We start from the raw sequence: 17,341 nt of genomic DNA, 5'->3' as shown, positions 1-17,341 counted from the left end.
GCAAATAAGTACTGCGGTGTCCCTTCCGGTTAAAATATAAGAAGCAACAAAAATCATATTCGTCTGCAACTGCAATATTCGTGCAGTTATTTGTTTATAATATAACGCCAACGGATATACGTGTTCCAACACTTATTTTATATCCGCTCATCATCCTGAATCATTATCATAGATCAATGGCAGATATTACACGTGTTCCGAAATTTGCATTCCTGACGGATCAAACTTAAAACATGAACCATGCAACAACCGGTTATACTCCCTGCACTGGCATTACTGATATTAACCGCAATGCTTCCGGCCTGCTCGAAGCAACCGCCTCCGGCTGCAGTACAGAATAAGAAAATAGTACAGCGTTACTTTAATGAAGTATGGAACCAGGGCCATTTGAATGTGCTGGACGAACTGCTCTCTGCCGGCTATATCAATCATACCCCCAGTACGCCCAATCCGCCTATAGGGCCGGGTGGCCTGAAACCTATTGTGACCGCCTTCCACAAGGGTGTACCTGATCTGCATTATGAGATCATGGATATTATAGCTAACGACAGCATGGCTGTAGCGAGAGTGGTAGTCACCGGGACGCAGCAGGACAGCCTCTTCGGCCTTCCGCCTACCGGGAAGAAATTCACCGTAAACCAGATTAATATTGAAAAGATCGTAAATGGGAAAATTGCCGAACACTGGCGGGTTACAGACGACCTGACCATGATGCGGCAGCTGGGGCATATTCAATGATCACTGCCGGCCATTTAGCATAAAATGTTGTAACTATGCAGGAGCTATAATATATGGTTCATGCATGAGTTGCTGATTAAAAATTTTGGTAAATACGTTTCACTTACAGCAGACGAGATCAATAAGATCCCTGCGTTCTTTGTACATAAGAAAGTACCCAGGAAAAAACTGCTGCTGGAAGAAGGCAGCGTATGCCAGGGCGATTATTTTGTAATCAAAGGTTGTCTGCGCCAGTATGAGACAGACGCGGAAGGACGGGAAAACGTAGTGCAGTTTGCGCTGGAAGACTGGTGGATATCGGATCTCTACAGCATGTTCACCAATACACCCTCTGTGTACAACATTGATGCACTGGAAGATGCAGAAGTGCTTTTCATTTCTCATGCAAACCAGGAAGCATTGTTCCGGGAAATACCAGTCATGAACATTTACTGGCGTATCATTATGCAACATGCCTTTGTAGCATTGCAGCGGCGTGTACTCTTCCTGCAGAAGCCACTGGAAGAGCGCTACCATGACTTCCTGCAACGATATGCTTACTTTGAGCAACGCATTCCGCAGCATCAGATAGCTTCTTATCTGGGTATCACCAGAGAATCGCTCAGCAGGATACGCGGCGCGGTTCTCAAGAACAAGTGACCGGTCTCTGGCCATTGGGACCGGCCGGGATATGCAATTGCGTATATACCTTTCCGTTACCGGGCCAGGTAGCCTCCATCAATGGGGTAGTAAGCCCCCGTGACAAATGAGGCCCTGGAAGACGCCAGCCACAACACCAGTTCAGCCACCTCTTCGGGCCTGCCAATGCGCCCTATGGGATGAGTTTCCGGCACTTTGTCCTCCACCTCCTGTGTATAAATATTAGCCAGCATAGGTGTGGCAATGTATGCGGGTCCTACTGCATTGATGCGTATTCCCTGGGCACTGTATTCCAGCGCAGCGGTCCTGGTAAGCCCCAGCAAGCCATGCTTGGATGATACATATGCTGATATACCCGGGAGGGCCACCTGGGAAACCACAGAAGCGATATTGATAATACTGCCGCTACCCTGCTGTAACATGGCAGGGATCTGGTAACGCATACAATAGAAAACACCACTTAAGTTGGTATTGATAATGCGTTGCCATAGCTCAATATCGTGCTCGGCTACAGGAGAAGGCTCATTTCCAATACCGGCATTGTTACAGGCAATGTCAAGCTTCCCGTAATGCTCCAGGGTTTTCTCCACGAGGTTGCGGCAGTCTTCATGCCGGCTCACATCTGTGGGGATGAAAATAGCATCTCCTCCGTTGCCGGTGATTTCTTCCTGCAGAGCCTCGCTCTTCTCCCTGTCGCGGCCTGCCAGTACAAGCCTGGCGCCATTCTCTGCGAACAATTGCGCCACACTCCTGCCAATACCGGTACTGACGCCAGTTACGATGGCTACCTGGTTTTTGAGTGAATACATAGTAGTGGTATATTTTGGGTGATCAATAAACAGGCGTCCATGTATTACAGGGCGACAAACAACAGCGCCGGAGTATTTAAAGACAACATTTTACCAGTCAGGGCTAAGAGCCTAACAGTCGAAAGGCTTTTACACACGATACAAACGGATTACTATCAGAGCGTATTGGTCGCGGCACAGCCGCAAATTAAAACAAAAGGCTGCAATACCATCATCAGCTGCTGAGCTGATTCTTCACAGGTTACCTTGAGGATAGCAACTAACAATTTTGTCTTCTATTGACCGGTTATGCAAAGGATATAATTTTGTGTTATCAATCTGACAGCCTTCCAATGGCTGATTTTTTTCAGACCTATTATTGAATGATCATTCAAAATATATTTTTATACGGACAACTACAAACGACGAATATGAAAACATCCAAACGGAACAGCCGGATGAGAGCACTGGTATCTGCTTTCCTACTGACAGCAGCAACAGCAACAGCACAGACAGAACAGGCTGGTAAAAGCCCCTGGGGCGCTGCCGACGAGATCGGTACACTGAATATGATGAGTGAAAGCAACAACCTCGCACTCTTCTCTAAAATAAGGACAGGCAAAGTATACGACCTTGGTGTTGAATACTTCACCGGCATGCCCAGCTTCACCGCACTTGGCGATCCTCCCTACCTTTTCTGGCTTACCCATACGCCCCGCGGCACTGTTGTTGGCGACCATACACACCTGGGCGCCGAAATGAACAACAAGGTGAGCTACACCGGCGATGCTATCTCCATGTACACACATACCGGTACACATATAGATGCGCTTAACCATTTCGGGCTGCATGGTAAAATATGGAATGGTTACGCAGCAGATGAGCACCTTGGCGACCGCGGCTGGGACAAAGCCGGCGCAGAGAAGATACCGCCCATCATCGGCAGAGGCGTACTTATTGATATGCCCGCTTATAAAGGCATCGATGTACTCCCCGGCAACTACGTCATCTCTCTCGACGAGTTACAACAGGCTATCAAAGCACAACACCTGCAGATCAACAAAGGTGATATTGTGCTGATCAGGACCGGCCTCATGAAATACTTTTATTCCGACAAAGAGAAATTCATGAATAGTGGCCCCGGCATGAGCATGGAAGCTATCAAATGGCTGGTGGAACAGAAAGGTGTGATGACACTGGGCGCCGATAACCTCAGTCTCGAAGCGCTGCCTTCAAAAGATAGCAGTAACTGGCTGCCCGGCCACACTTACCTGCTGGCACAGAAAGGCAGCATGTTCATAGAACTGGTATACCTGGAAGACCTCGCAGCAGCCAAAGTACATGAGTTCCTGTTCATCGGGCTGCCGCTGAAACTCCGCGGCGCCAGCGCTTCCCCTTTCCGCCCCCTGGCAATACCGTTGTAATATTCTTTTAATGAAACGCAAAGGCTCAGCAGAAATCATCTTGCTGAGCCTTTGCGTTTCATATTAGCTGTTCCAACAACAATCTGCCATTACAAAGAGGAGATTGTTAAATTTTTTTAATTAAAATCATTTAAATTGGAGAACCTCCTTTCTTTGCCTGTAGACAGTAATGCAAGCGTATGAAACCCTGTTTGCATTCCTGATAAATGATGTTGTAATCTTTCCCCGGTTTTAACGACTAAAACCCAACAGCTATTTATGGATATGAAACCACGTATTTTGCTTGCCGAAGATGACGCACTTTATGGGAAAATTCTCAAGAAGCAATTGGAGCGATCTGATTACACCGTTATCCTGGCGGATGATGGAGAGATGGCATGGCAGCTATTTATGCAAACCCGGGTGGACATCTGCCTGGTGGATGTTCTTATGCCCCGGCTTGACGGTTATGGCCTGGTAGCGAAAATAAGAATGATCGATGAAGACATACCAATACTCTATCTGTCGGGAATGATGAATAAAGTATCGGGACTCAACACAGGTGCAGACGATTATATTGTAAAGCCGGTTTCATTCGAAGAGATTAACCTGCGGATAAAAGTATTCCTGAAAAGACAACGATCATGTAACAAGATAGAATACGATATAGGCAGCTATAGATTCAACATTGAAAAAATTACGTTGTGCAACGCTACTGACAGTGTGGAACTACCTACAAAAGAAGCCAGGATACTGGTGATGCTGGTGAAGCATATGCAGGTGGTAAGCCGGGAGAAGATATTGAATGAAATATGGGGTAAGGAAGATACATCTGCGCAAAGCTCTCTCCGGGTATATATTCACAGGCTACGGCGACGTTTCAAAAATGACCGCCGGATCGTCATTGAATACACCCGCAACAAAGGATACCGCCTGCAGGTATTCACTGGTATCGGCAACTAATCACAACCATCCAACAACAGGAACGCCGCAGCGTTCCTGTTGCCTGAAAATCACTTATCAATCAAAATTCAACACCTGCTGCGCTTCTGCTCTCTCCGCCACTTTATCAGCGCCCTTCACCTGTTCTTCTGCCACACGTGTTTCTTTACGGACCATCAACGACACCAGCATTCCCGTTACCAGCAAGGCCATCACCAGGTATCCCACTGCCAGCGACTGTTGTGATGTTACGGTGATCACCGCCAATACTACCGTGCTGCCTACAGATGTAACCAGGTAAGACCCGCCGCTGGTAACGCCACCCGCTACGCCTGCATTCATCGGGAACCGGGTGAGGCAATAAGTGAAAAACAGATTATACATAAAGCCGCCCAGGATATGTATCAGCACCACAAAAGACATCATTAACACCAGGTCAGACCAGAATAAGCCCGTAACATACATGGCCACAATCAGCACACATTGCAGTATGTTGGCTGTAAACAGTTTCTTATACAGCGACCCTCCACGCAATGTTCTGCCGATGGTACCGCCAATGAGAAGCGACATACCGGAAAACAGTGCACAATACCCGGTAGTCACCGGCGTAAGATGAAACCGGTGTTCCACAATGAACGGTGCGGACATCGTAAAGAGCATCACCATTGTATAAGATAAGCCCAGTACCAGGATACCGGAGCTGAAATCGGCAGAGGTCAGCAATTTTTTGTAAACGCCCATCACTGCACCCGGATGGAACGGCTGCTTTACCTTCAGCGATTCACCGCTGAACAGGCTCTCCAGTAACAGGATCAGCGCGCCATATATGCCCAGGAGATAAAAATTGGAAGCCCACCCAAATGACTTCTGCAGATAGCCACCGAGGAAAGGCGCTATAATAGGGGCAGTGGCCCATACCACTGTCAGCATACTCGTAAATTGCTTTTGCTTTTCACCGGTGTACACATCCACGAAGAAAGCGCGCTTGCCCACTACAATGAATGCCGTACAGATCCCCTGAATGATACGCATGGCATATACCATATGAATATCACGTGTGTAAACGATTACGAAGTTGCTGAGCGTAAACACCAGTAATGACAGGAGGTTCAGCCTGTAGCGGCCGAAGCTGTCGAGCACGGTCCCCACAAAGAATTGTGAAATACCATAGCTGACGAAGAAGAAAATCATGGTTCGCTGTATATCCGCGTGCGAGGTATGGAATACCTGCGCCATTTCAGGGAACGAAGGAATGTATACGTCTGTAGCCAGTCCGGACATGGGGATGAGCGTAAAGGCAAGAATAGTACTGAGCTGTCTGTTCTTTTCATTTATCTGTCGCATAGTTTCTGTCGGTTTAGGAAAAGCAAAATTACCATCCATATGTCCGCCAGGCAATAAGCGATTCAAAGTATTTATTAAACAATTCAAATATCTCCTCCGTCCCGGTAGAAACGCGGGCTTTTTCCTGTTTGTTTTTTGAAGAAGACATTAAAATACTGAGGATACTCAAAGCCCAGGCTGTTACCGATTTCGGCGATCGTCCAGTCGGTATTTTCCAGGAGTGCCAGCGCTTCTGACAATCTCTTTTCCTGGATAAAGTGGCTGGTGGTTTTACCGGTGTGCTGTTTTACGGTATGGTTGAGGTGGTTCACATGAATATGGAGATAATCTGCAAAATGAGCAGGGGTTGTCATTTTGATCGGGTTCCGCGGAGAGTCAACCGGGAACTGCCCATCCAGCAGATCGAAGAAGCGGGTGACAAGTTGTCCCTGTTTCTCTTGTAATAATTCAGGGTGCGCGTCCATCCTGAATTTCATGGCCGTGTAGATAATGAGCCGCAATATGCTGCCGATCATTGCCTGCTTGTATTCAAACTCCCCACAGTACTCTTCTGCCATGATCCGGAAATAGTTTACCAGGAGTTCGTATTGTTTATCTGTCAGGGTGAGAAAAGGATACACTTCATGTTCGAACAGTTTGGCCAGCTTTTTCAGCTCCCGCTTCAGATCGGCGCTGATGTACAGTTCGTTGAAGAGACAAACATACCCTTGCTGGTTGCCGGAAAGGTTGCGCCAGCCGAACTTCACCAGCGGATTGGAAAAGAATATGGCAGGTTTGTCGATCTTCACCTCTCCCTTTTCTGTGTATAATACGGCCTGGCCGGTACCAATGCAGATCTTGTAATAATCGCGCCTCACAAACGGAAGCAGCACATAGCAGTTGTTACGGCGCATTACGTTGAAATGCCGGATGGGATTATCATCCAGCTGCAGGTCTGCCGGCAGTTTTCTACCGGTGATCTCATAATACTGCCTGATAGTTTCCGTATCGCTCTTCATGTTTCAAAGTTAAACAATTCAAATATACCAGGCGGTATTGTTTTTACCTGTTACAATGCGTCGAGCGCTGTTCTTATTTCCTGTTCCTGTTGTTTTTTCTCGACGTAAGTGGCATGCATGGCACGTTCCTTACAACCCTGGATAGAGCATCTTTCGCAGGTGGTGTGTACAGTGCGGGTGATGATGCTTTCATCGTTTACGAAGCGCATCAGCCGCATGAGGGAACTGTCGAGCAAAAGGCCCAGGGTTACACTGACGGTTTCGGTACTGTTGCGGCTCCTGGGCTTGGCCAGCGTAATGCAGAGATAGCGGTTATGTGTCTGCCAGTAATGAGAGATCTGGGCGTCGATAATAAATCCTTTGTGTTTCTTTTTCTCCGGCAGCCGCTGTACTTCCTGCATCATCCGGATGGCCAGCCAGCGCCGGCAGTAATGCTCATTCACCAGGTTGGCGTGCGGGTTGTGCAGCTGTGAGAGATGGAGTTCTTTGTCTATTTCATATCCGCTCTTTTCATCTCCCGACATACGCAGGAAGAACAGCTGCCCGATACCAAAATGATGCGGCAGGATATTGGTAAGCCGTTGCAGGAGCATCTCAGCGGATACGTTGTATTTATCCAGCAGGTGCAACCATGCTGCGGGATCCCATCTGTCGTTTGCCGATATGCGCTGTATATCTTCTACTACATGTTCTTCCGGGATCAGCAGCGCTGCAGCGAAATAGGACGCCCTGAAATTATTTAGCAGCAGATCAAAAGACGAAGGGCGTTGTACGATCGTCTCATACGGACGCAGGGTGATGCCGAGGAACTGGAAGCCCAGCTCCCGTGCCAACAGGAAGGCTTCCTGACCCGAAGAGAATTGTTTGTTGATGTACAGCGTCTGCTTTGCTGTGCTGAAGTAAGAACGTATCGTATTGAGCGTAGGGATGCTGCCGAGTTTTTTGCGGTCGGTATGTATGTTATGCTTTTCCTTCAACATCTGTTCCAGTACCTCTACTGATACGGGGAGCTTTTCGTTGATGTCTGCTTCTTCGCGGAACCTGGCGGCGGCCGCTTCGAGATCTTCGAAGTAGTTGTCGTGGATATCCTGGTAAGAGCGCAGGGTGGTAGTATAGAAGTTCTCGCGGGAAAGATGATAGGCGCGGGAGATCTTCACCAGTGTGCTGATGAATGCTGTCACCTTATCGGGCGTGTTGGTAAAGAGTTCCAGCAGGCTTGCCGGAGCAATGCCGAAGTGATCCCACGGGATGACGTTGATAAAGTCTGTGCTGAGCAGATCAATGAGCGGCTGTAGTTTTTTGTCGCCCGTGAGGGAAACGAGATAGTCGTAGTCGGTTCCCAGTACTTTGGCGAGGGCGAGTATCTTATCTGTTTTGGGATACTTCTTCCCGTTTTCAATATCGTGCAGGTAGGAAACTGTGATTTTTGTCGCGTCCGACAGCTGCTGATATGACAAATTCCGCTGCTGGCGGAGGTTCCGGACTTTAAGGCCGAATATCAGCCTCACACTTTCATTTTCTGTGATCATAGTTATGTTTTGTGTCAGCGTTCCGTTTGTGCGGGGTGCTGTAGTGTATTTCACTAACGCCCAACAAGTTAGATAAAATTCTCAAAAAACATCGAAAAATTCTTTTAGCGAAATTTTCGCTATTTGAGATAATTATCTATTTTTACGAAAAAACTGATACTATGACGACAACCACCATCACTTCCCAGGTACATACACCAGTGGCGATAAAAGGTCCGGCCGTTCATGGTCTGGAGGAAATATTGACCACTCCCGTTATCGACTTCCTCACGGCGTTGCACCGCAGGTTTGACAATGCCCGGAAAGAATTAATGAAAGAAAGAGCATTGCTGCAGCGGAAAACGGATGCCGGCGAGCTGCCCGGATTTCTGCCGGAAACAGAAGGCATCAGGAACGGAGGCTGGGAAGTAAGTCCTGTGCCGCCAAGCCTGCAAGACCGCCGTGTGGAAATAACGGGACCAGTAGAACGAAAGATGATCATCAATGCGATGAATTCAGGCGCCAGCATGTTCATGGCCGACTTCGAAGACAGTAATACTCCCAGCTGGTCCAACATTATCCAGGGTCAGATCAACCTGTACGAAGCGGTACGCCGCACCATCAACCTGGCGACACCGGAGAAGACCTACCGCCTCAACGACAAAACCGCTACCCTGCTGGTAAGGCCGCGCGGCTGGCACATGACGGAAAAACACTTCGTGATAGACGATGAGCCTATCAGCGCCAGCCTGTTCGACTTCGGCGTATATTTCTTCCACAACGCCGCAGCGTTGCTGCGTAATGGCGACGGCCCCTACTTCTATCTGCCTAAAACAGAAAGCTACAAAGAGGCCAGGTTGTGGAATGAAGTATTCGATTTCGCAGAAGAGTATGCTTTCATCCTGCCTGGCTCCATCAAAGCCACTGTGTTGATAGAAACCATCCCTGCTGTATTCCAGCTGAACGAGATCCTGTATGAACTGCGTACACATGCGGCAGGGCTTAACTGCGGCCGCTGGGATTATATCTTCTCCTTCATCAAGAAATTCAGAAACGTACCGGGTTATGTTTTCCCTGACCGTTCACAGATTACTATGACGGCGCCTTTCATGCGCAATTACACCCAGCTGGTAGTGCAGACCTGTCACCGTCGCAGAGCGCACGCCATCGGCGGCATGGCGGCACAGATCCCTATCAAAAACAATGAAGCCGCCAACACAGCTGCATTAGAAAAAGTACGCGCCGATAAAGTGCGGGAAGTGAAGGATGGTCACGATGGCACGTGGGTGGCGCATCCCGGGCTGGTGCCCGTTGCGATGGAAGTATTCAACCGGTACATGCCACAGCCCAACCAGGTAGACAATATGCGGCACGACTTCAGCACCAACGCACAGAAGCTGCTGGAACTACCGGAAGGCAGCATTACGGAAGCAGGTCTCCGGATGAACATCAACGTGGGTATCCTTTACATCGAAAGCTGGCTGCGGGGCAATGGCGCCGCCGCTATCTACAACCTGATGGAAGATGCTGCTACCGCTGAAATATCACGCACGCAAGTATGGCAATGGCTACACAGCAAAGCACACCTGGATGACGGCAGAGAGATTACACAGGACCTCTACGAAACCATCCGTGACGAAGAGATAGACAACGTCCGGCAGATGGTGGGCTCGGCAACTTACCAGCAATGCCGGTTCCCGGCTGCCATACAAATCTTCAACCGCCTGGTTATACAGGATCATTTTGAAGAGTTCTTTACTCTCAACGCCTACAACGAAATCATATAATCCGTTCACCTTAAAACGATATAACATGAGGACTCCGCAAAGCGCAGTCGAACTGCAAAGAGAATGGGCTGAAAATCCCCGTTGGAAAGGCATTCAGCGTCCTTACACCGCAGCCGATGTATTACGGCTCAGGGGAAAGGTCATCATTGAATACAGTATTGCCAGTCAGGGCGCAGAGAAGCTATGGCGATACCTCCATACACAACCCGCCACCACTGCGCTGGGCGCACTCACCGGCAACCAGGCCATACAGGAAATAGCCGCCGGCTTACAGGCTATATACCTCAGCGGCTGGCAGGTGGCTGCTGATGCCAATCTCGCCGGACAGATGTATCCTGACCAATCGTTATACCCCGCCACCTCTGTGCCGGATGTGGTACGGCGCATCAACAACGCATTACTGCGCTGCGAGCAGATCGACTCCGTTAGCGGCGACAATGCCAAAGACTGGATGGCCCCTATCATTGCGGATGCAGAAGCCGGTTTCGGCGGTAACCTCAACGCCTTTGAGCTGATGAAGAACATGATAGAAGCCGGCGTTTCCGGTGTGCACTTTGAAGATCAGCTCTCTTCTGCCAAGAAGTGCGGACACCTCGGCGGCAAGGTACTGGTACCTACCCGCGAAGCCGTAGATAAACTGGTAGCTGCACGCCTCGCTGCAGATGTGATGAATGTGCCTACCCTTCTCATTGCACGCACCGACGGTGAAGCCGCTAACCTCATCACCTCCGATGTAGATGAACGCGACCGCCCCTTCGTTACCGGTGAACGTACCCCGGAAGGATTCTACTATGTACATAACGGCATCGAACAATGCATCAGCCGCGGACTATCTTATGCGCCTTATGCAGACCTGCTCTGGATGGAGACTTCCAAACCGGATCTGGAAGTAGCGCGCGCATTTGCCGAAGGCATACACCAAAAATTCCCCGGTAAACTCTTAGCCTACAACTGTTCTCCTTCCTTCAACTGGAAGAAACACCTCAGCGAAAAAGAAATGAGTAGCTTCCGGGAAGAACTGGCCGCTATGGGATACCGCTTCCAGTTTATCACCCTCGCAGGCTTTCACGCGCTCAACACTTCCATGTTCGAGCTGGCCGACGCCTACCGCAACAGAGGTATGGCCGGGTTCTCCGAACTACAGGAACGCGAATTTGTATTGCAGGAAAAAGGGTTCAGAGCAGTAAAACACCAAAGCTTTGTAGGAACCGGTTACTTTGATGCAGTGCAGAATATAGTACAACAGGGCAGCAGCTCTACTACAGCCATGAAAGATAGCACAGAGATAGCACAATTTGTATGAGGTGAGTTTCTCGCAAAGTCGCAAAGAGAGCAAAGTATGCAAAGGTTTTTTTTAAGTTGGCAAAGAACTTTTTAGTAGTCCGTAAATATTGTTGGGTACTACTCTATAGTCTTATTTAACTTAAAAAAACCTTTGCATACTTTGCTCTCTTTGCGGCTTTGCGAGAAATCTTTTTTACTTCTTCCGTTCAATCTTTCCCTGGATAGCCGAAATCAGGTTTACACATTCTTCCAGCCTGGAATAGCTTGCGCTGCCATTCACCGCCAGATCACGTTTGCTTACATCCAGTCCGGCGAGGAACGCTTCCAGGTTGGAAAGATAATGTCCCTCTTGTCCGTAGAGAATATCATAGATCTGTTCATTGAGGTTGTCTCCTTCGCGGCGCAGATTGTTGCTGGCAAGATCAGCGACGTTGCGCATTTGCTCCATCACCGCACCCATCTTTGTTTTGAGCATTTCCAGGTTGTCGGGGTTCTTATTGCCGGGCTTTATATTATTGCGCAGCAGGCTGTCTGACAGGCTTTTTCTGGCTTTCATATAACTGCTCAGGTTCTGTTTCAGCTGACCAAAATGAAGACTCAGATCCGAAATCTTCTCTGGTATAAGGTACTTGTCGGCTTCATTGTTCAGGTGCTTCATCCAGGTGAGTATAGCAGGCGTTACATCAGTAACCGCTGCCAGGTCTGACTGGGCATATGTTTTAACTGACAAGAACATTAACAACAAGGACAGGACTTTAGGGAATTTCATCTGATTACAGTTTATTTGATTTTGTGAGATTGATTATACATCCAGTCCGTTAGGATCTGTAGATAACACGTCGCTCATGTAGTCCAGGAACGGACGCATAGCGCGGAATGTTTTATCTGCTTCCTTCAGGAAGTTATCACTCAGCACTTCTTCATCAGAAAAATTCCTGATCAGCAGGTACTGCTTATAACGCAGCAGGTCTGCCGCTTCGTGATCGGCATCAAAGCCCCTGGGCGTTTTCTTTAACTGCTCTCCCTGCAATGTTTTGAAGGTAGACACAAATGGTTTAGCGGACAATATCTTTCTCAGCGGTGTAGGATCAAAGGCGATATCTTCCCGGATACGTTTCACGTCATCCGCAACGGGCGCCCAGAAGCCTCCGCCCACGAAAGTATTGCCAGGTTCCAGCTGGAAGTAGTAACCGCCTCTCCTGTATTTGGCAGCACGCCGGAACCCGCCGCTCCAATGTGTTTTATATGGCGTCTTATCTTTTGAGAATCGGGTATCCCTGTAGATGCGCAAGAGGCTTTGTTTTCCTGACGGCGTTTCAATGACGTCATGACTGTTGAGCAGCGCCAGCAACGCATCTGCAAATGCTTCTACCGACACCAGTTCTTGCTGATATACGGTCTTGTTATCGTTGAACCATTCCCGGTTGTTGTTCTTTTTCAATGTTTGCAGAAACTCAAATCCTGACGTATGTATCTTTGGATTATTAGTCATAATTGTATTCATCTAAAAAAATCTTCCTCAACAAATATACTACCTGTGCTACTTAATCCATCACGCTGTCCAAACCACGCTTCAGACCTTTGAAGGTACTTACTTTCTTAATGGCCAGCAGTCCGCCGTTCACGTATGGTTCCGCGCTGGCGCCGGCATCATGACGAATGGTGAGCCTTTCATCGTGTGCGCCGAAGATGGCCTCTACGGCAATAACGTAACCGGGCAGCCGCAGTGCATGTACCCTCACGCCGTTCACCTTTGCGCCCCTGGCCTCCCGCGGCCCCACCATCTCATCCTCTTTTACAAACTCCGTGGGAATCTGTACATCAGACAAGCGCTTCACCAGTTGCCGCACTGTTCCGCTGGGCGCGCTGATCCAGCCCAGCCGGTGGCACCAGCCACGCATATACGTAATTTTCCTGGTGTGTTCATAGATCCTTATTTATTCCAAATATACCTCTAAAATAAATTTCCGTCTGCCTGTCCAATTTCGTCTCCCCCGGTCATTATTACTGTATAAATAAAACATGGAGATATGCAAGCAAGAATCAATGTAAATGAAAAAAGTCCGAATGCCGTGAAGGCGTTGTTCCAGCTGGGTGGTTATATGTACAAGTCATCTTTCGACCAACACCTGTTGATGCTGGTTTATTTCAGGGTATCACAGGTGAACCGCTGTGCGGTATGCCTGGATATGCACTCCAAAGAACTGCGTGCTGCCGGGGAAACAGAGCAGCGTCTTTATATGATGGATGCATGGCGTGAATCACCGATGTATACTGACCGGGAACGCGCGGCATTCGCCTGGGCGGAAGGTGTGACGCAACTGTCTGTTGAGAATGTACCGGATCATTTATACGCAACAGTGCGGGAACAATTTTCTGAAGAAGAAGTGATAGAGCTGACGATGGGGATCATTACCATCAATGCCTATAACAGACTGAATATTGCATTCAGGATGACGGCAGGCAATTACCAAACAGGAGGAAGTGCAGCGTAAATGTTGCGCAACAAAAAGGAGCAGCTGGTTGCTGCTCCTTTTCACTTTATTGCCTGGTGAGATTATATTCGTTTCCAGCAGTGGTTTTTGTCTGCATACTGCCATCATGCATCTGGATGGTCTTCTCATCGACTACGGAGAAGTAGGTACCTCTGTCGGCCAGGTTTTTGTACCTGAGATAGATCTTCTTGTCTGTGTTGTCATAAGACCAGGAGCCGTCTGCATTGAACTCCGGATCGGCTTTACCGTTCTGTCCGAGGTAGGCTTCTGTTAACACAAAGGAGGAGTCATCTTTAAACATGATGGTTACGTTCCTTTTGGTGCTGCCGCCCGGAATGGTTCCTTTAAAGGTGCCGGTAGCAAAGGCCGCGGTGGCCTCCGGCGTTGGCGGAGTGGTTTGCCCTGCCACAGCGGAATCGTTCCCCTGCGTAGCTGTCTGACTACCTGCATTACACGATACAGCAATAACCGCAACACATACGGCTGCTAAAAAGATCCTGTTCATAATTTATACTTGATGGGTGAAACAATACATTGAACTTGTCTTATAACAGCATTTTCGGGTTTTGGTTGAATCCGTACAGCACCAGGGGTAGGGTATCCCTATGTTATGTACCTGTGATACCCCTGGGGATACATGCAGTAATACCGGCTTAAACGCAGACTTGATGCGGGGGTAGCCACCGTCTGCCGGAGATTGGCAGATTTCAACGGTCTGACCTGCTCCTCCGTATAACAGCACTTCCGGGAGAACGGCTTTTTTTATACATTGCAGTATTACCGGAAACATTCTATGGGAAACATCCAACTCAGCCAGCGAACCAAAGGTTTTATCAGTATCATTGTTGTTATGCTCATCTGGGGCAGCTCCTTTACGGTTACCAAAGTGGTGGTTACAGAAGTGCAGCCGTTTATATTTGCCACGTTACGACATATCATTGCCAGCATCGTGTTACTGCCATTTTACCTGATACACCGGAAAAAAGTTACCCAGCCGTTGCCATATGGTAAGCTGGCGCTGATGGGACTTACCGGTATTACTGTTTATTATTGCTTTTTCAATTCGGCCATGAGCCGTATCACGGCCTCCACCGGCGCTTTGGTGGAAGGATTGATACCCGTGGTGATAGCCGTACTGGCAGCGCTTATCCTGAAAGAACACCTGCATAAAAAGACCGTTACCGGCATTGTATTGTCGGTGACAGGCGTCATACTGGTTGGTTTTGTGGGAACGGCGCATCAGCCGGGCAACACCTTCCTGGGTAGCTTCCTGATGGTGTGTGCCGTGTTGCTGTGGGGCATGTATACGATGTTATCGAGAAGCCTGAAGAGTTCAGACATTGTGGTGGTCACTTCTGTGAGTACTTTTATCGGCACGGCTTTCCTCCTGCCCGTTTTCTTTTGGGAGATATATCAGCATGGCATGCCGGTGATCTCCACAAAAGCCTGGGTGGGCATGACCTATCTCGGTTGTTTTTCTTCTGCACTGGCTTACTTTCTGTATAACAGGGCGCTGGAAAGCCTTCCGGCAGCGCAGGTGGGTAACTTTCTCAACCTGAATCCTGTTATCGGCGCATTGATTGCCTACCTCTTTCTGAAAGATACCATCACCTCCCTGCAACTGGCAGGAGCAGTGCTGGTGCTGGCGGGCATCTGGCTCAGCAACAGGAAAGTGAGTCCGGAACAGGGCTGAGAAAGTTTCTCGCAAAGCTGCAAAAGGAGCAAAGGGCGCAAAGGATATTTTTAAGTTAGTAAAGAACTTTTTGGTAGTCCGTAAATATTTTTGGGTACTGCTAAATAGTCTTATTTACCTTAAAAATATCCTTTGCGCCCTTTGCTCCTTTTGCAGCTTTGCGAGAAACATTTGCGGCTTATCTGAAAATGTTGACTACATCAAATTTGAGGTCGAGGTATCCTTCAAACTTTCCTGAGTCGGGATTATATTTCACCTGGAAAGGGAGGTAGAGATTTTTAGCGATCCGGATGCTCAGGTTGACATCCAGTTTGAAAGCATTGTTCTTCTCACCGGCATACAGTCCTCTGCCGATATATGCATATTCAGCGCCACCAAATGCTTCCAGGATAGAAGAGCCGTCGGCCTTATCTTTCCAGACCACCTTATTGATACCTACCTTTGTGCTGTACTCCTGGCGGTTCAGGGACGACTGCTTATTCAGCGTGTCCTGGTTGAAATGCGTGTACGCACCGGCGTAGAAATCGTAGTTTCTGACAGAATCTTTCTTGCTTCCCAGACCGATCAAGAACTCCAGTTTGTTATCCAGCTTCTCCCATTGCTTACCATTGTAGTTTCCGTCAGACGTGAAGGTGAGCAAAGCGCCCCCGCTGAGCATCCGCTGGATGCTATCGTATTTTTCTGTCAGTTTTTTCCAGGAGGAATTCAGCTGTTCCATTTCATTCTGGCTGAGTAAGTCTTTAAACACGGAGAAATCAGCGTTGCTGTTGAAGGTGTCAAAGATCTTCTGGAACTTATCCATCACAGCCTTTCTCGCGGCATCATCCGGCGCGGCATTCACCAGTACTTCAATACGCTTGTCTACCAGGTCCTGGTTTAGTTTAACAAACGACTTGAGCCCGGCGCTGTCGTCGGGTGACAGACCGTGCAATTCAAAGACGTTAGGTTGTCCTGGTTTGGCGTTGTATTCCCTTTTGTTGATGATAGCCACCGTGAGTGACAGCTTCGCGGAGGTAAGCTGGTTATCATTTCCGAAGGTGGTACCGCTACCAATCTGGATGTTCCTGGCCCACCGTAGTTTGTTAAAGTAATGCTGTTCCGAACGGGTGGAGTCGAACAAACGGATGAGGCCATAGATAGTGGATTTTATCTGTAATTCTCCACCTTTCTGGTTTGCGATACCGTTTTTGAGCATCGCCTGGTAATATCTGCCACCGATCAGGTCTGTCACGATGGATTTGAAATTTATTTTCTGGTCAGCGGCGGCGTTAGCGGTATTTTTCTTTTGTTCCAGTACAGCTCCCAGTGTGGCCTCTGTAGTATGTTGCTGGGCCATCCCGACAATAGTACTGCACAACAGCAGTAGTAATAATGAGTAGCGTTTTTTCTTCATAGGGATCAGGGTTCGACAGTTACGAATAATTTCTTGATGAATTTGGGGTCTTCGATAGTGATGCTATTCAGGACTTTTGAACCCTGTTTGAATGTTACCGCTACAGTAGACTCCGTATTGGGGTCCTGGAAGCCCGCTATGGTAGCCACATATACTTTAGGGTCCAGATCTACGGTTTGCCTGCCGCTTTCTTTGAAATGCAGCACATTGCCGCCGATACCAATGACAACCTGGTAGTTGCTTCCCAGTTCGAGTTTTACATCAACATTGACTTTGGCCATGATGATTAGTTTTTAAAAGGTGAATAATTAAAGGACATATGAAAATTC

Annotated in this window: 18 protein-coding genes; 8 read left to right on the top strand and 10 right to left on the bottom strand. The window is 48.3% G+C overall.

Annotated elements, in window-relative coordinates; all coding sequences use genetic code 11:
- The first annotated feature begins 240 nt into the window (after nucleotides 1–240).
- Together VM802_RS16080 and VM802_RS16075 are read left to right on the top strand one after the other, a co-directional pair.
- Nucleotides 241–738 (top strand): ester cyclase, encoded by a 498-nt coding sequence (locus VM802_RS16080; protein ID WP_325532269.1) that lies wholly within the window; start codon nucleotides 241–243, stop codon nucleotides 736–738.
- Nucleotides 739–798: 60 nt separating this feature from the next.
- Nucleotides 799–1,377, top strand: a complete 579-nt coding sequence (locus tag VM802_RS16075; RefSeq protein WP_325532267.1) for a Crp/Fnr family transcriptional regulator — start codon at nucleotides 799–801, stop codon at nucleotides 1,375–1,377.
- A 56-nt stretch (nucleotides 1,378–1,433) separates the two neighbouring features.
- Here VM802_RS16075 and VM802_RS16070 read toward each other — a convergent pair whose 3' ends face one another.
- A complete protein-coding gene (locus tag VM802_RS16070) occupies nucleotides 1,434–2,186 on the bottom strand; it encodes an SDR family NAD(P)-dependent oxidoreductase (protein WP_325532265.1) in 753 nt (250 codons plus the stop codon).
- A gap of 410 nt (nucleotides 2,187–2,596) precedes the next feature.
- Between VM802_RS16070 and VM802_RS16065 the strand changes: the two genes are divergently transcribed.
- Nucleotides 2,597–3,589, top strand: a complete 993-nt coding sequence (locus VM802_RS16065; protein ID WP_325532263.1) for a cyclase family protein — start codon at nucleotides 2,597–2,599, stop codon at nucleotides 3,587–3,589.
- A 264-nt stretch (nucleotides 3,590–3,853) separates the two neighbouring features.
- Nucleotides 3,854–4,531 carry a response regulator transcription factor gene (locus tag VM802_RS16060; protein WP_325532261.1) on the top strand — a complete coding sequence of 226 codons (678 nt, stop codon included), beginning with the start codon at nucleotides 3,854–3,856 and terminating at the stop codon, nucleotides 4,529–4,531.
- A gap of 57 nt (nucleotides 4,532–4,588) precedes the next feature.
- Here VM802_RS16060 and VM802_RS16055 read toward each other — a convergent pair whose 3' ends face one another.
- From VM802_RS16055 to VM802_RS16045, 3 genes are all read right to left on the bottom strand, one after another.
- Nucleotides 4,589–5,854 (bottom strand): MFS transporter, encoded by a 1,266-nt coding sequence (locus tag VM802_RS16055; protein ID WP_325532259.1) that lies wholly within the window; start codon nucleotides 5,852–5,854, stop codon nucleotides 4,589–4,591.
- 83 nt (nucleotides 5,855–5,937) lie between these two features.
- Complete coding sequence (locus tag VM802_RS16050) at nucleotides 5,938–6,852, bottom strand: helix-turn-helix domain-containing protein (RefSeq protein WP_325532257.1); 915 nt, start codon at nucleotides 6,850–6,852, stop codon at nucleotides 5,938–5,940.
- A gap of 50 nt (nucleotides 6,853–6,902) precedes the next feature.
- Nucleotides 6,903–8,381, bottom strand: coding sequence for a helix-turn-helix domain-containing protein (locus VM802_RS16045; protein ID WP_325532255.1), 1,479 nt, complete (start codon nucleotides 8,379–8,381; stop codon nucleotides 6,903–6,905).
- A gap of 161 nt (nucleotides 8,382–8,542) precedes the next feature.
- On the opposite strand from VM802_RS16045, the gene aceB reads away from it, so the two are divergent.
- Complete coding sequence (gene aceB / locus VM802_RS16040) at nucleotides 8,543–10,147, top strand: malate synthase A (RefSeq protein ID WP_325532253.1); 1,605 nt, start codon at nucleotides 8,543–8,545, stop codon at nucleotides 10,145–10,147.
- 25 nt (nucleotides 10,148–10,172) lie between these two features.
- Nucleotides 10,173–11,450 (top strand): isocitrate lyase, encoded by a 1,278-nt coding sequence (gene aceA, locus VM802_RS16035; protein ID WP_325532251.1) that lies wholly within the window; start codon nucleotides 10,173–10,175, stop codon nucleotides 11,448–11,450.
- A gap of 174 nt (nucleotides 11,451–11,624) precedes the next feature.
- Here aceA and VM802_RS16030 read toward each other — a convergent pair whose 3' ends face one another.
- From VM802_RS16030 to VM802_RS16020, 3 genes are read right to left on the bottom strand one after another with little or no spacing between them, the layout of a single operon-like run.
- On the bottom strand, nucleotides 11,625–12,200 hold the full coding sequence (locus tag VM802_RS16030; RefSeq protein ID WP_325532249.1) for a hypothetical protein: 576 nt from the start codon (nucleotides 12,198–12,200) through the stop codon (nucleotides 11,625–11,627).
- A 33-nt stretch (nucleotides 12,201–12,233) separates the two neighbouring features.
- On the bottom strand, nucleotides 12,234–12,923 hold the full coding sequence (locus VM802_RS16025; protein ID WP_325532247.1) for a DUF2461 domain-containing protein: 690 nt from the start codon (nucleotides 12,921–12,923) through the stop codon (nucleotides 12,234–12,236).
- A gap of 52 nt (nucleotides 12,924–12,975) precedes the next feature.
- Entirely contained in the window at nucleotides 12,976–13,332 is a 357-nt protein-coding gene (locus VM802_RS16020; RefSeq protein ID WP_325532245.1) for a dihydrodipicolinate reductase C-terminal domain-containing protein, read from the bottom strand.
- A 129-nt stretch (nucleotides 13,333–13,461) separates the two neighbouring features.
- Here VM802_RS16020 and VM802_RS16015 point away from each other — a divergent pair, with 129 nt between their 5' ends.
- Nucleotides 13,462–13,926, top strand: coding sequence for a carboxymuconolactone decarboxylase family protein (locus VM802_RS16015; protein WP_325532243.1), 465 nt, complete (start codon nucleotides 13,462–13,464; stop codon nucleotides 13,924–13,926).
- A gap of 46 nt (nucleotides 13,927–13,972) precedes the next feature.
- On the opposite strand, the gene VM802_RS16010 is transcribed toward VM802_RS16015, so the two are convergent.
- Nucleotides 13,973–14,431, bottom strand: coding sequence for a copper resistance protein NlpE N-terminal domain-containing protein (locus VM802_RS16010; RefSeq protein WP_325532241.1), 459 nt, complete (start codon nucleotides 14,429–14,431; stop codon nucleotides 13,973–13,975).
- A gap of 288 nt (nucleotides 14,432–14,719) precedes the next feature.
- Between VM802_RS16010 and VM802_RS16005 the strand changes: the two genes are divergently transcribed.
- Nucleotides 14,720–15,619, top strand: coding sequence for a DMT family transporter (locus VM802_RS16005; protein WP_325532239.1), 900 nt, complete (start codon nucleotides 14,720–14,722; stop codon nucleotides 15,617–15,619).
- A 178-nt stretch (nucleotides 15,620–15,797) separates the two neighbouring features.
- Here VM802_RS16005 and VM802_RS16000 read toward each other — a convergent pair whose 3' ends face one another.
- Together VM802_RS16000 and VM802_RS15995 are read right to left on the bottom strand one after the other, a co-directional pair.
- Entirely contained in the window at nucleotides 15,798–17,012 is a 1,215-nt protein-coding gene (locus VM802_RS16000) for a hypothetical protein (RefSeq protein WP_325532237.1), read from the bottom strand.
- A gap of 5 nt (nucleotides 17,013–17,017) precedes the next feature.
- Complete coding sequence (locus VM802_RS15995; protein WP_325532236.1) at nucleotides 17,018–17,293, bottom strand: hypothetical protein; 276 nt, start codon at nucleotides 17,291–17,293, stop codon at nucleotides 17,018–17,020.
- Between the last annotated feature and the right edge of the window lie 48 nt (nucleotides 17,294–17,341).

It is taken from the genome of Chitinophaga sp. (assembly GCF_035538455.1).
Lineage (GTDB): Bacteria > Bacteroidota > Bacteroidia > Chitinophagales > Chitinophagaceae > Chitinophaga.
This window is presented reverse-complemented; position numbering and strand designations above follow the sequence as displayed.

Coding starts and splice junctions, on each gene's coding strand:
- VM802_RS16045 (WP_325532255.1), bottom strand. CDS start 8,381: ATGATCACAGAAAATGAAAGTGTGAGGCTGATATTCGGCCTTAAAGTC.
- VM802_RS16005 (WP_325532239.1), top strand. CDS start 14,720: ATGGGAAACATCCAACTCAGCCAGCGAACCAAAGGTTTTATCAGTATC.
- VM802_RS16070 (WP_325532265.1), bottom strand. CDS start 2,186: ATGTATTCACTCAAAAACCAGGTAGCCATCGTAACTGGCGTCAGTACC.
- VM802_RS16050 (WP_325532257.1), bottom strand. CDS start 6,852: ATGAAGAGCGATACGGAAACTATCAGGCAGTATTATGAGATCACCGGT.
- VM802_RS16075 (WP_325532267.1), top strand. CDS start 799: ATGCATGAGTTGCTGATTAAAAATTTTGGTAAATACGTTTCACTTACA.
- VM802_RS16055 (WP_325532259.1), bottom strand. CDS start 5,854: ATGCGACAGATAAATGAAAAGAACAGACAGCTCAGTACTATTCTTGCC.
- VM802_RS16015 (WP_325532243.1), top strand. CDS start 13,462: ATGCAAGCAAGAATCAATGTAAATGAAAAAAGTCCGAATGCCGTGAAG.
- VM802_RS16020 (WP_325532245.1), bottom strand. CDS start 13,332: ATGCGTGGCTGGTGCCACCGGCTGGGCTGGATCAGCGCGCCCAGCGGA.
- aceA (WP_325532251.1), top strand. CDS start 10,173: ATGAGGACTCCGCAAAGCGCAGTCGAACTGCAAAGAGAATGGGCTGAA.
- aceB (WP_325532253.1), top strand. CDS start 8,543: ATGACGACAACCACCATCACTTCCCAGGTACATACACCAGTGGCGATA.
- VM802_RS16000 (WP_325532237.1), bottom strand. CDS start 17,012: ATGAAGAAAAAACGCTACTCATTATTACTACTGCTGTTGTGCAGTACT.
- VM802_RS15995 (WP_325532236.1), bottom strand. CDS start 17,293: ATGGCCAAAGTCAATGTTGATGTAAAACTCGAACTGGGAAGCAACTAC.
- VM802_RS16025 (WP_325532247.1), bottom strand. CDS start 12,923: ATGACTAATAATCCAAAGATACATACGTCAGGATTTGAGTTTCTGCAA.
- VM802_RS16010 (WP_325532241.1), bottom strand. CDS start 14,431: ATGAACAGGATCTTTTTAGCAGCCGTATGTGTTGCGGTTATTGCTGTA.
- VM802_RS16030 (WP_325532249.1), bottom strand. CDS start 12,200: ATGAAATTCCCTAAAGTCCTGTCCTTGTTGTTAATGTTCTTGTCAGTT.
- VM802_RS16080 (WP_325532269.1), top strand. CDS start 241: ATGCAACAACCGGTTATACTCCCTGCACTGGCATTACTGATATTAACC.
- VM802_RS16065 (WP_325532263.1), top strand. CDS start 2,597: ATGAAAACATCCAAACGGAACAGCCGGATGAGAGCACTGGTATCTGCT.
- VM802_RS16060 (WP_325532261.1), top strand. CDS start 3,854: ATGAAACCACGTATTTTGCTTGCCGAAGATGACGCACTTTATGGGAAA.